This window comes from Agromyces sp. ISL-38 (assembly GCF_018613935.1).
Lineage (GTDB): Bacteria > Actinomycetota > Actinomycetes > Actinomycetales > Microbacteriaceae > Agromyces.
On record NZ_JAGGPF010000011.1, the window covers coordinates 29520 to 42258 of the forward strand.

A 12739-nucleotide genomic window follows, 5' to 3' on the forward strand; every position below is an offset into this window, starting at 1 on the left:
TGACCATTCCGACACCACGCACACAAGGGAGTGACCGTGAAGCTTTCACGACGCACTACGGCGATCGCAGCCATCGCAAGCGCCGCATCCATCGCCCTCATCACCGCCGGTTGTTCGCCGGCGGCCGACGCAGGCTCGGGCGGTGACGGCGAGATCGAGCTCACCGTCGCCACCTTCAACGACTTCGGCTACACCGACGAGCTCCTCCAGGAGTACATGGACGCCAACCCCGGCGTCACGGTCGTGCAGAACAAGGCCGCGACCTCGAACGATGCGCGCGCCAACTACTTCCAGAAGCTCGGCAAGACGGGCCTCGCCGACGTCGAGGCGATCGAGGTGGACTGGCTGCCCGAGGTCATGCAGTACTCCGACCTCCTCGCCGAGGTGCCCTCCGACGTCACGGACCGCTGGCTCGACTGGAAGGTCGACGCCGCCACCGACGCCGACGGACGCCTCATCGGCTACGGCACCGACATCGGCCCCGAGGGCGTCTGCTACCGCTCCGACCTGTTCGCCGCGGCCGGCCTGCCGACCGACCGTACTGAGGTCGCCGCCCTGCTCGAGGGCGACTGGGCCAAGTACTTCGAGGTCGGCGCACAGTACACCGCCGCCACCGGCAAGGCCTGGTTCGACTCCGCCGGCAGCACCTACCAGGGCATGATCAACCAGGTCGAGGCCGCCTACGAGGACCCCGACTCCGGTGACATCATCGCCGCCGACAACAGCGAGGTCGAGGACATCTACAACCAGGTGCTCGACGCGAGCGCGACGCAGTCCGCCCACCTCGGACAGTGGAGCGACGACTGGTTCGCCGGCGTCGGCAACGGCGCCTACGCGACGATGCTCTGCCCGGGCTGGATGCTCGGCGTGATCTCGGGAAACGCCGAGGGCGTGACCACGTGGGACGTCGCCGACGTCTTCCCGAACGGCGGCGGCAACTGGGGCGGCTCGTACCTCACGGTTCCGGCCAACGGCAAGCACGTCGACGAGGCGCAGAAGCTCGCCGACTGGCTGACCGCGCCCGAGCAGCAGATCAAGGCGTTCGTCGCGGCGGGCACCTTCCCGAGCCAGACCGAGGCGTACTCCGACACGGCGCTCACCGAGTTCACGAACGACTACTTCAACGGCGCACCGGTCGGTGAGATCTTCACCAACCGCGCGAAGGCCGTCGATGTGGCTCCGTTCAAGGGCGAGTTCTACTTCCAGGTCAACGACGCCATGCAGAAGGCCCTGACCCGTGTCGAGGACGGCACGCAGGACAAGCAGGCCTCGTGGGACCAGTGGGTCCAGGAAGTCGGCGCGATCGGCTGAGTGACCTCCGCGGTGGCCGGGGCGACCCGGCCACCGCGGAACCACCCGTGCACCGACCTGGAACCGAAGGAACGACTGTGACCTCGACCGCAACCGCCCCGCCGCCACCCGACATCCGGTCGGATGCGCCGGACACCGGCCCGTCCGCACGCACGCCCACGCGCCTCGCATTCGGGCAGCGTCGCACCAAGTGGGACATGAAGCTGTCGCCGTACCTCTACATCTCGCCGTTCTTCATCCTCTTCATCGTGACCGGCCTGTTCCCCATCGGCTATACGGCCGTGATCTCCTTCATGGACTGGGACCTGGTGCGGGGCACCGGTGAGTTCATCGGCTTCGACCAGTACGTCTACGTGCTGACCCAGCCGAAGTTCTGGATCGCCCTGCGCAACACGTTCAGCATCTTCCTGCTCTCGAGCGTGCCCCAGCTGCTCCTCGCGATCTTCATCGCCGCGATGCTCGACCAGAACATCCGCGCGAAGACGTTCTGGCGCATGGGCGTGCTGCTCCCCTACGTGATGGCGCCCGTCGCCGTCGCCCTCATCTTCAGCAACATGTTCGGCGACAAGTACGGCCTCGTGAACACGCTCCTGGCCGACCTCGGGATCCCCGCGGTGCCGTGGCACAGCGACGCCTTCGCGAGCCACATCGCGATCGCGACGATGGTGAACTTCCGCTGGACGGGATACAACACCCTCATCCTCCTCGCCGCGATGCAGGCCATCCCGCGCGACTACTACGAGGCCGCCGCCATCGACGGCGCGAACAAGTTCCGCCAGTTCCTCGCGATCACGGTTCCGAGCCTCCGCCCGACGCTCATCTTCGTGATCATCACGTCGACGATCGGCGGCCTGCAGATCTTCGACGAGCCCCGCATGTACGACCAGTACGGCACCGGTGGCGCCGACTCGCAATGGCTGACCATCACCCTCTACCTCTACGACATCGGCTGGGGCCAGTGGAACTTCGGCCGCGCCGCCGCGCTCGCGTGGATCCTGTTCCTGATCATCCTCGCCATCGGCGTGATCAACCTGCTCGTCACCCGAAGACTGGTGCGCGACGAAGGGAGCGTGCGGCGATGACCGCAACGAAGTCCATCCCCCCGGCCCCGGTCGACGATCGTGCATCGGATGCCGCGACCCGGCGCCGCGCCAAGGCTGTGCGCGGCTCGCGTCCCGGCTGGTTCGTCTACAGCGCCCTCGCGATCGTGCTCGGCTCGGCGATCTTCCCCTTCTACTGGTCGTTCCTGATCGGCTCCGGGGATGCCTCGACCATTCGCGACCCGAACATGTCGTGGTGGCCCGGCGGCAACTTCCTCGACAATGCCCTCTCCGTCATCAACGACCCGGCCGTCAACTTCTGGCGGGCGCTCTGGAACTCGATCTTCAGCTCGGGTCTCATCGCGGCATCCGTCGTCTTCTTCTCGACGCTCGCGGGCTGGGCGTTCGCCAAGCTCCGCTTCCGCGGCGGCAGGTGGCTGCTCGTCTTCGTCGTCGCCACGATGGCGGTGCCCATGCAGCTCGGCGTGGTTCCGCTCTACATCCTGTTCGCCGACCTCGGCTGGACCGGCAACATCGGCGCGATCATCATCCCCGCGCTGACGAGCGCGTTCGGCGTGTTCTGGATGACCCAGTACCTGCAGCAGGCCGTGCCCGACGAACTCATCGAAGCCGCACGGGTCGACGGGGCGAGCTCGTTCCGCACGTTCCTCACCGTCGGCATGCCGGCGGCCCGCCCTGCCGCCGCGATGCTCGCCCTGTTCACCTTCGTCTCGGCGTGGAACAACTTCTTCTGGCCGTTCATCGTGCTCGACCGCAACGACCCGACGCTTCCCGTCGCGCTCTCGCTCCTGCAGTCGAACTACTTCGTCGACTACTCGATCGTGCTCGCCGGCGTGCTGCTGTCGACCATTCCCCTGCTCATCCTCTTCGCCTTCGCCGGCAAGCAGCTCGTCAGCGGCATCATGGCTGGAGCGGTGAAGGGATGACCATCGACCTCGGAGACAACCGCACCATGACCGACACCGACACCATCACCACGGGCGAAGCCGTCACCGGCCGGTCGTTCCCGTCCGAATTCCTGTTCGGCGCCGCGACCGCGGCGTTCCAGATCGAAGGTGCCGCGTTCGAGGACGGCCGGACCGCGTCGATCTGGGACGCCTTCTGCCGAGTGCCGGGCGCCGTCGTGAACGCCGACAACGGCGATGTCGCGTGTGATCACTACCACCGGATGCCGCAGGATGTCGCCCTGATGCAGCGCCTCGGACTGCAGACCTACCGGTTCTCGACATCGTGGTCCCGCGTGCGCCCCGACGGCGGACCCGTGAACCCGCAGGGCATCGACTTCTACTCCCGGCTCGTCGACGAGCTGCTCGGCGCCGGCATCAAGCCGTGGCTGACCCTGTACCACTGGGACCTGCCGCAGGCGCTCGAGGAGAAGGGCGGCTGGGCGAACCGCGACACCGCGTTCCTGTTCCGCGACTACGCGCTCGACATGCACGAGGCGCTCGGCGACCGGATCGACGTGTGGACGACGCTCAACGAGCCGTGGTGCTCGTCATTCCTGAGCTACACGGGCGGCGCGCATGCTCCCGGGCGTCAGGATGTCGCGGCCGGGCTCGCCGCCGGCCACCACCTGCTGCTCGCCCACGGACTCGCCGTGCAGGCGCTGCGCGAGCGCGACCCCGGGCTCGAGCTCGGCATCACGCTCAACCTCACCGTCGCCAAGCCGGTCGACCCGACGAGACCCGGCGACCTCGATGCAGCCCGACGCATCGACGGCCAGTTCAACCGGTTCTTCCTCGACCCGATCTTCCTCGGTGCCTACGCCGACGACCTGATGGCGGATGTCGGTCACCTCGGCCTCGACGCGGTCGTGCAGCCCGGCGACCTCGAGGTGATCTCGACGCCCATCGACACCCTTGGCGTGAACTACTACCACGGCGAGCTCGTGAGCGACCGGCCCGCCGAGCACCCGCTGCTCGCCGACGCGCCGACCGACCGACCGACGCGATCGCCGTATCCGGCGGCCGGCGGGGTCTTCAACCATCCCCAGGGCCTGCCCCTCACGGCGATGGAGTGGGAGGTGCAGCCCGACGGCCTGCGCGAGCTCCTCGTGCGCGTGCAGCGGGACTACGCGGCATCCGCCGGCGTCCGTCTCTACGTGACCGAGAACGGTGCCGCCTATGACGATGTCATCGCGAGCGACGGCCGCGTGCACGATACGGAGCGCGCGGACTTCCTCGAGGCGCATCTCGGCGCGATCCTCGATGCCGTCGACGAGGGCGTGCCGGTGCACGGCTACTTCTACTGGTCGCTCATGGACAACTTCGAGTGGGCGTGGGGCTACGACAAGCGCTTCGGCCTCGTGCGGGTGGACTACGACACGCAGGAGCGCACGGTGAAGGACAGCGGGCTCGCCTACGCGTCGATCATCCGCAATCGGGCGCTCCCCCGAGCTTTGGCCACCGGACGACCCACCGATCGAGCCGCCTCGGAAATAGACTGACCGTATGCATGGGGGTGGTGGAGTCACTGCACGGCCAGCCGCGCCGACGCTCGAGGCCGTCGCGCGCGAGGCGAACGTCTCCCGTGCCACCGTGAGCCGGGTCGTCAACGGCTCGCCGAAAGTGCGGCCCGACGTGGTGACGGCCGTGAATGCGGCGATCGCGAAGCTCAACTACGTGCCGAATCGCGCGGCCCGTTCGCTCGCGAGCCGCACGACGGACGCGATCGCACTCGTCGTGCCCGAAGACACCACGCGGTTCTTCGGAGACCCGTACTTCGCCGCGATCGTGCAGGGCATCACGCGACGCCTCGACAAGAGCGAGTACCTGCTGAACCTGCTCATCTCCACGAACGACCCCGGCCGCAAGACCATGCGCTACCTGCGATCGGGCGTGGTCGACGGGGCGCTCGTCGTCTCGCACCACGAGGGCGACGACTCGTTGTGGGAGGCCGTGGGAGCGGTGCCGATGGTGTTCGGCGGCCGCCCGTCGCGTCATTCCGACTCCGAGATCTACGTCGACGTCGACAACGTCGAGGGTGGCATGACCGCCACCGAGCACCTCCTCGCGATCAACCGACAGCGCATCGGCACGATCACGGGCCCGCTCGACATGCCCGCGGGCATCGACCGGCTCGAGGGCTTCCGCCGGGCGATGGAGCGCGCAGGCCGACCCTCCGACACTGTCGAGACCGCGGACTTCACCGTGGCGGGCGCCGTGGCCGCCACCCGCCGGCTGCTCACCCGGATGCCCGACCTCGACGGCCTCTTCGTGGCGAGCGACCTCATGGCGACCGGTGCGCTCTCGGTGCTGCGGGAGCGCGGGCGCAGGGTTCCCGAAGACATCGCCGTGGTCGGATTCGACGACAGCCCGGCCGCGACGTCATCGGCCATTCCGCTCACGACGGTGCACCAGCCCTCAGCCGACATGGGCTTCGCGATGGCCGACCTGCTGCTGCGGGTGCTCTCGGGCGACAACACGGTGCCCCGTCGCAACATCATGCCGACCCGGCTGGTGCGGCGAGCTTCGGCGTAGGGCGGCGGATCCAGACTCACGGCATCAATTCGTGCGCGTGTTCTCGAGATGTCTCCCGATATACCCGATGTAGACCTTTCCGGTTCCCGTCGTGTCGTCGTAGTAATGCAGCCTCGGTGCGAACGTGTCGGAGTGGGTTGGCTTGAAATGGGCGTACATGGGTGCTCGCTCCTCCACGAGTACCGCGGCTGGTACTGGGAACGACCGCTGGTCACGCAACCGCCGGTTTCCCACGACCGCATCGCTTTCCGTACCCGCATGTCGCTGGGGTGAGCACTTCGTCCCTGCTACCGAGTCGTCCGTGAGGTACGCATGCACGGTGCCGCGGAAGTCGGACGTTGCCTTCAGCGTGGCGTAGTCGTAGAGCACCCTGACGTAGTCCCACATGCGGGCGGCGTAGCGACCGATGGGGTCGCGTGCATCCACCTCGGCAGCGAAATCGATGTCTCCTGAGAACTCGACTCGCTCGAGCGCGATATGGGATCGTTCACCCGGTTGAAGGCGGAGCACGAGCTCAAGCATCGACTCGGGTGCCGACCAGTCGGCCGAATCCGGTTCGACATAGAGGTCCTCGTACCGTCCGGCTTCCTTGAGACGTCGTCGAAGTACCTGGTTCTCCCAGTCGATTCGCCGCGCATTGTCAGCCTCGACGGCGGCGTCGAGTTCGCTGTCTTCATAGCGCCGCCGGAGCTCGTCGAGCTCAGACTCGAGCCTCTCGATCTGCTCCTTCGTACGCTCGGCTTGTTGGCCAGTCAGTTCGAGTTCCTTCACCTGACGCCGCAGGATCGCATCGAGCTCGTCGATGTCCTCATCGCCCGAGTGATCGCGACCCAACCAACGCCGAACGAACCGCGCGAGCCGGTCTCGCCGCCGGACACTGAGTCCCGAACCGACCGTGGGCCCTGTCGGTTCCGTTTCGGTCGGCAGGCTTGTCTCGTCCTCGGCTGGAGCGCTCTCGGTGGAATCGGCCTGAATCATGGCATCGACCAACTCAGCCCGGCGGATGTCGGCAAGATCTTTATCGAGTTGATCGACCGCGCGGCGTAGGTCACCCGGGAGTCGATCGTCCAGCGACCAAGCTCTAATGGAGCCAGCGTGAACCTGTTGAAGCGAGTCCGCCACTCGGCGTCCGCGTATCGCGCGCGTGAGTGTCACCGGCCCGAGGACTCGGTGACGGTACGCATCGGTCAAGGAATCCAAATCGACGTCAGGAAGGAAGGTGCGAACTCGCCCGGCCTCGACGCGGTGCGACGGTGGCAGCGCGCCATCGAGTGCGGCGAGCAATCGATCCGGCACAACGTAGACCGTGGCGATGCCCGCGCTTTGGCTCGTCAACGAATCGACGATCGCCCGCCAGGTCTCCTCGAGCTCGACGCCGGGCGAAGGAGCCACAACCAATGCATTGCGCCTCTCTACGCTCCTGACGTAGTCCACAAGCGCGTCGAGATCGCTTTCATGCACGAGATGCGCGCCTTTGAATACACGGGTACCGGCATCTCTGACGTCCGCCACTTCCAATATCTGACCGACCACGCGAGGTGGAGCCACCCACTGCGGGCCGGTAGCTCGCACCACGATGGAAGAGTCGCGTGCAGCATTGATGGCGTACAAAGAAACGACCCACTCGCCGTGCTCATTGACTTCAGTGAAGCGCAGCAGCTGACGACGTGCAGTGCCGTCGGAGCTGTCAGCCCGAGCGACGCCGAGACTGGCCTCAGGGCCAAGGTCATGCGTACCTGGACCCTCCCAATCCACTGTGTCGAGTGTGCCGCGGCCGACGGTCTTCAACTTCGTTCGGAGCCACGACCGCATCTGCTCATCGGCGATCCGGATGGCATCCTGTCCCGACGCCAATCGCAGCGTGGCCCGATACTCGCTCATTCTGACTCCGATGATCTCGAACTTCTGCTCCGATTCTGGTGGCTGCCGACGACGACAGCCCTATCTCGCCGAGCGTTCTTCGGAATACCTTGGCGCCATCGACTCCATCTGCTCCATGACGAGCTTGATGGCCTCGGGCTGTTTGTCGGGCGGATAGCCCTTGAGCACGAGCAGGCGCTTGATCGAGGAACGGAGCTTGGCCTTCACGTCGGCGCGCACCGTCCAGTCGGTGCGCACGTCGCGGCGCATGATCGCGACGAGCTCGCGCGCGATGTCGGCGAGCATGCCCTCGCCCTGAATCTCGACCGCCGATTCGTTCTGGGCGACCGCGTCGTAGAACGCGAGCTCGTCGTCGTTGAGCGGCGGGGAGAAGGATGCTCCGCGGTTGCCCTCGGCGGCAACCTCGCGCGCGAGATCGACGAGTTCGGCGATCACCTCGGCCGACGTGAGCTGCTGGTTGGTGTACTTGTTCATGAGCTCGGCGATGCGGGCGGAGAAGGCGTGCTGCCGCACCAGGTTGCCGCGGGTGACCGCAGTCGATTCTTCGAGCAGCTGCGCGCGGAGCGCCTCGATTGCGAGCTGAGGGTTGCGCGCCTGCTGGGCATTTCGCACGAACTCGGGAGTCAGTTCGGAGAGCGAGGGGCGGGGCATCCCGGCCGCCTCATAGATGTCGAGCACCTCGCCGGCATCCGTCGCCTGCGCGATGAGCCCGCCGAGCAGTCGCTGGATCTCCTCGGGGATCGGTTCGCCTGAGGCCTTGCGGTCGATGGCGTCGAACTTCGCCATCCACACGCGCACCTCCTCGTAGAAGGCGATCTCGTCGTGCACGGCGGCGAGGGTCCTGCGCCCCGAGGCGAGCGCCCAGAGCCGCGCCAGCTTGCCCGAAAGTCGCCGGTACCGACTGGCGAGGGTCTCGTCGAGGTCGGGCCGATTGAGCGGGTTCTGTGCGTCTCGAAGGTAGGCGACCGCTGCGGTGACGGCGTTGAGGTACGCCTTGCGCCCACCAGCCGCGAGCATGCCGCGCCAGTCGACCTCGACGAGCATGCCGCGCAGCTGATCGATGACCTCGAGCGCGAGCGCCGCGGCCTCGTCCACGTCGCGGCCGATGGGGCGCTCCTCGCGGTCGATCGGCGAGTACTCGGCGAGCGCCGCGCTGAGGTGCTCGGCGACGGGTGCGTACGCGACGAGCAGGCCGTCCTGCTTGCCTCGGAAGGTGCGGTTGACTCGTGCAAGGGTCTGCATGAGCAGGGCGCCCTTCAGCGGCCGGTCGAGGTAGAGGGTGTGCAGCGGCGGCGCGTCGTAGCCGGTGAGCATCATGTCCTTGACGATCACGAGCTCGAGCGGGTCATCGGAGTCCTTCAGTCGCTCCTTGATCGCCGCGTTCTGGCTGTCGCGGCGCACGTGCTCGACGATCGGCGACGCATCGGACGGAAGGCCCGAGTAGACCACTTTGATCACACCGCCGTCGAGGTCGTCGGAGTGCCACCCGGGGCGCAGCTTGATGAGCTCACCGTAGAGCCGCGCGCAGATCTCGCGGGTTCCGCCGACGATGATCGCCTTGCCGGGGCTCTCGATGAACTCGTGCATCCTCGCGCGCCGCTCCTCCCAGTGGGCGACGAGATCGGTGGCGAGCGCTTCGAGCCGCTCGGGTGCGCCGTACACGGCGTTGACGACGGCGACGGATGCCTCGATGCGCGAGCGTTCGTCGTCGGAGAGCCCGAGCGTGACCTCGTCGGCGGCCTCGTCGATGTCGGCCTCGGTGAGTTCATCGGCGCGGGCGACCTTGATGAGTCGCGGTTCGAAGTACACCGGCACGGTGGCCTTGTCGCGTACGGCGCGGCTGAGGTCGTAGATGTCGATGTAATCGCCGAAGACCTCTTGTGTGTCGCGCTCGTCGAACGAGATCGGGGTGCCGGTGAAGGCGATGAGCGTGGCGTTCGGCAGCGCGTCGCGCAGGTGGCGGGCGTAGCCGTCGAGGTCGTCGTAGTGGCTGCGGTGCGCCTCGTCGACGATCACGATGACGTTGCGGCGATCGGAGAGCAGCGGATGCACCACACCCGCCCGCTTCTCATCGGGGCTGAGCCCGAACTTCTGCAGCGTCGTGAAGACGATGCCGCCAGTGACCCGGTTGGCGAGCTCGTCACGCAGCTGGCTGCGCAGCTTGATCTGCTTGGGCTTCTCGGGCAGCAGCAGACTGCGGTCGAACCCCTCGAAGAGCTGCCCGTCGAGCTCGCGGCGGTCGGTGATGACGATGACCGTCGGGTTCTTGAGGGCGGGTTCGCGGGCAATGAGCGCGGTGTAGAGCTCCATCTCCATGGACTTGCCCGAGCCCTGCGTGTGCCAGACGACGCCGGCCTTGCCGTTGGAGCGCACCGCCTCGATGGTCTTGGCCACCGCTTTCGAGACCGCGAAGTACTGGTGCGGCTTCGCAATGCGCTTGGTGAGGCCCTCGTCGCTCTCGTCGAAGGCGGTGTAGTCGCGGAGCAGCTGCAGGAACCGGGTCTGGTTGTAGAGCCCGTGGAGTGCGTCTTCGAGTGCCGTGATCGTGTCGCCGTCGACGACGCGATTCGGCTCGACTGGGCGGCCATCGTCGTCGACGTTCCACGGAGCGAAGTGGTTGAGCGGCGTGAACGGCGTGCCGTACAGCGCCTCGATCCCGTCGCTGGCGACCACGAGCACGCAGAAGCGGAACGCCATCGGGAATTCGCGCAGGTAGGTTGCGAGTTGCGCGTGGGCTGACGAGGCATCCGCACCGGCTGCGCCGGCCTTCTTCAGTTCGATGATGGAAACCGGCATGCCGTTGAGGTAGAGCACGAGGTCGAAGCGGCGGGTGCGGTCGGCCTGGCGGATCGTGACCTGGTTGACGGCGAGCCAGTCGTTCTCGTCTGCGTCGCCGCTCACAAGCCGCAGTGTGGGGTGCTGCTCGACCCCGGTGTCGTCGAGGTAACTGAGCCGGTAGCCTTCGACCAGGAACTCGTGGATGCGGTGGTTCTGCTGTACCGCATCCTGCGAGGTCGGGGTGGCGATCTCGGCGATCGCCTGCTCGAGATACTGGGCGGGCACCGCCGGGTTGAGCCGCTGCATTGCGGCGAGCAGTCGGGGGCGGATGAGCAGTTCGTCCCAGCTGTCGCGCTCGCCCGAGCCCGGCGCGATCGCGGGGCCGTGCGCGAGCCCCCACATGAGCGGCTCGACGAGCTGCTCCATGGCGTCGTGCTCCCACTGGTCTTCTGGAATGCCGCTCACGCTGTGTTCCCCCTTCTGCGTGTTTCGATTCGGGCGGATGCCTCGCCGCGATCGTATGGGCGATGGCGCGGTTGCTCGGTGTGGGTGCTGATAAGACCCATCATCAGGTGGCCCACCCGCGCCGCTCGACGTGCTCGTCGACCGCGTTCGCGATGCGCTCGGCGATCGAGCGCTCCGACCTGTGCGCGATCGTCGCTGCCGCGGAGGCGAATGCGTCGGCGAGTTTCGCGCGGATCTCGACCACGCGAGCCTCGGCCTCATCGGCTGAAACACGGAGCTTGCGTCCCACGCCCACGAGGTCGCGTAGCCCGATCGCGTCGAGCCGGTACTCGTCGCCGATCTTCATAGCCGAGGCCAAGGGTCGTGTCGACGGATAGGCGAGGTGTGTGCCGAGGTCGTAGAGCGGCGCGAGCTGAGCGTGTTCGGCGTCGAGCAGGATCGAGTAGTTCTTCGCATGCGCGTCGGTATTCGCCGCGCTGACATTGAAGACCATCGCATCGAACAGTGCCCGCTGGCTGCGGCGTCGCTGCTCGAGGTCGGGGAACGTGTCGATGAGCTGCGCCATCTGAGCGAAGCCGGGACCTCCGTCCGACTGGTACTTGCGCGCAGGGCCGACCGATAGGGCCTGACAGAAGTCTTCTTGATGGCGGCGACGGCGATGGCCGTTGCGCAGTTCTCTGTCGTACCTCGCGGACAGGAAGACCCGATCGCCCCGCGTGGTGGTGAAGAGCTGTGCGTCGGCGACGTCGAGTCCGAGCATTCGCGCGGCCGTCATCGTCACGTACTCGTTGACATCATGCTCGACGTATGGTGGCACCGCCGGTTTCAGGATGTGGGTCGTCGGTGTGGAATCGAGCGGGACGCCCCAGTCACCGTTCTCGTCGCGGAAGAGGGCGACCTTGGGCTGCGCGCCGGGGAGGCTCCAGCGACCGGACGAGTCACGGCTGCCCCAGGTGTCGGCGTGCGCGACGAGGTCGGCGACGAGGTCGGCGAGGTCATCAGTAGAGAGCGCCTCGACCGAGCCGGTCCGCGTAGCGGCATCCGTGGATTCGGTTCCTGGTGGCAGGATTTGCACGGCGCCGGCGACGTCGCGACCGATGTGGCCGAGCATGGCAAACGGGTTCGCGGCAGAGGTGTGGTATTCGCGAGCCAATTCGTCGAGTCGCCCGGCGCTGTCTGGCAGGAGGCCCTGGAGGAACGGCACTACGACACGCGACGGATGCGTCGCACGCGAAACGGGCATCGACAGCGACAATGGCGTGGCTTCGGGCGTTCGGCGGTAATCGTCGTCGTAGGTGTACGTGACGTTGCCGCTCGCGCTCTGCACAAGCTCCCCGACGTACGTGCCGTCAAGGAAGACATTGAGCACGCGACTCGCCATCAGTGCTCGCCGCCCTGCTTCGCCGCGTCCCCGTGCCTCGGATTCAGTTCAACGCTGAGGTCGAGCACCGTGAGCACATCGAAGACGCGGTCGAGGCGCACACTCGCCTTGCCGCCTTCGAATCGCACCACCCACTCGCGCGTGACGCCCGCACGCTCGGCAATCGCCTGCTGCGACAGTCCGAGCGCCTCACGTCGCTCTCTGACGGCCGCACCGAGCTCACGGACCGACCTGACTCGCATGCTCACCCCCAGAGTACGTGCGCGTTCGCGCACATCTTCAATTGTGATCGATCGCGCACTATCTGTAAAGTGCGCGATCGATCACAGCACATTACGTACCCGGGCATACCGTTCCAGCTCCGCCCGAGCCTCTGCTCTGGG

General features: G+C 66.8%; 9 protein-coding genes. 5 read left to right on the forward strand and 4 right to left on the reverse strand.

Going from position 1 to position 12739, the window contains the following annotated elements; all coding sequences use genetic code 11:
• Positions 1-30: 30 nt before the first annotated feature.
• The 5 genes from J7E25_RS13445 to J7E25_RS13465 all read left to right on the forward strand — a co-directional run bounded on the left by J7E25_RS13445 (position 31) and on the right by J7E25_RS13465 (position 5851).
• Positions 31-1311, forward strand: coding sequence for an ABC transporter substrate-binding protein (locus J7E25_RS13445; RefSeq protein ID WP_214870663.1), 1281 nt, complete (start codon positions 31-33; stop codon positions 1309-1311).
• 77 nt (positions 1312-1388) lie between these two features.
• Positions 1389-2393 (forward strand): carbohydrate ABC transporter permease, encoded by a 1005-nt coding sequence (locus tag J7E25_RS13450; RefSeq protein WP_374196231.1) that lies wholly within the window; start codon positions 1389-1391, stop codon positions 2391-2393.
• Positions 2390-3298: a carbohydrate ABC transporter permease gene (locus J7E25_RS13455; RefSeq protein WP_214870664.1), complete on the forward strand. Its 909-nt coding sequence runs from the start codon at positions 2390-2392 to the stop codon at positions 3296-3298. Before J7E25_RS13450 ends, J7E25_RS13455 begins: the two co-directional genes overlap by 4 nt.
• Positions 3299-3324: 26 nt before the next feature.
• Positions 3325-4818, forward strand: coding sequence for a GH1 family beta-glucosidase (locus J7E25_RS13460; RefSeq protein WP_214870778.1), 1494 nt, complete (start codon positions 3325-3327; stop codon positions 4816-4818).
• A gap of 4 nt (positions 4819-4822) precedes the next feature.
• Complete coding sequence (locus J7E25_RS13465; protein WP_214870665.1) at positions 4823-5851, forward strand: LacI family DNA-binding transcriptional regulator; 1029 nt, start codon at positions 4823-4825, stop codon at positions 5849-5851.
• A gap of 24 nt (positions 5852-5875) precedes the next feature.
• On the opposite strand, the gene J7E25_RS13470 is transcribed toward J7E25_RS13465, so the two are convergent.
• From J7E25_RS13470 to J7E25_RS13485, 4 genes are all read right to left on the reverse strand, one after another.
• Positions 5876-7732 (reverse strand): hypothetical protein, encoded by a 1857-nt coding sequence (locus J7E25_RS13470; RefSeq protein WP_214870666.1) that lies wholly within the window; start codon positions 7730-7732, stop codon positions 5876-5878.
• Positions 7733-7792: 60 nt separating this feature from the next.
• A complete protein-coding gene (locus J7E25_RS13475; protein WP_214870786.1) occupies positions 7793-10975 on the reverse strand; it encodes a type I restriction endonuclease subunit R in 3183 nt (1060 codons plus the stop codon).
• A gap of 103 nt (positions 10976-11078) precedes the next feature.
• On the reverse strand, positions 11079-12356 hold the full coding sequence (locus J7E25_RS13480; RefSeq protein WP_214870667.1) for a HipA domain-containing protein: 1278 nt from the start codon (positions 12354-12356) through the stop codon (positions 11079-11081).
• Positions 12356-12598: a helix-turn-helix domain-containing protein gene (locus J7E25_RS13485; RefSeq protein ID WP_214870668.1), complete on the reverse strand. Its 243-nt coding sequence runs from the start codon at positions 12596-12598 to the stop codon at positions 12356-12358. The genes J7E25_RS13480 and J7E25_RS13485 overlap by 1 nt, the downstream gene beginning before the upstream one ends.
• Positions 12599-12739: the final 141 nt, after the last annotated feature.

Bases quoted from the DNA above. Each gene is read 5' to 3' on its own strand.
- J7E25_RS13465 (WP_214870665.1), top strand. From the start codon at position 4,823: ATGCATGGGGGTGGTGGAGTCACTGCACGGCCAGCCGCGCCGACGCTC.
- J7E25_RS13480 (WP_214870667.1), bottom strand. From the start codon at position 12,356: ATGGCGAGTCGCGTGCTCAATGTCTTCCTTGACGGCACGTACGTCGGG.
- J7E25_RS13460 (WP_214870778.1), top strand. From the start codon at position 3,325: ATGACCGACACCGACACCATCACCACGGGCGAAGCCGTCACCGGCCGG.
- J7E25_RS13455 (WP_214870664.1), top strand. From the start codon at position 2,390: ATGACCGCAACGAAGTCCATCCCCCCGGCCCCGGTCGACGATCGTGCA.
- J7E25_RS13485 (WP_214870668.1), bottom strand. From the start codon at position 12,598: ATGCGAGTCAGGTCGGTCCGTGAGCTCGGTGCGGCCGTCAGAGAGCGA.
- J7E25_RS13470 (WP_214870666.1), bottom strand. From the start codon at position 7,732: ATGAGCGAGTATCGGGCCACGCTGCGATTGGCGTCGGGACAGGATGCC.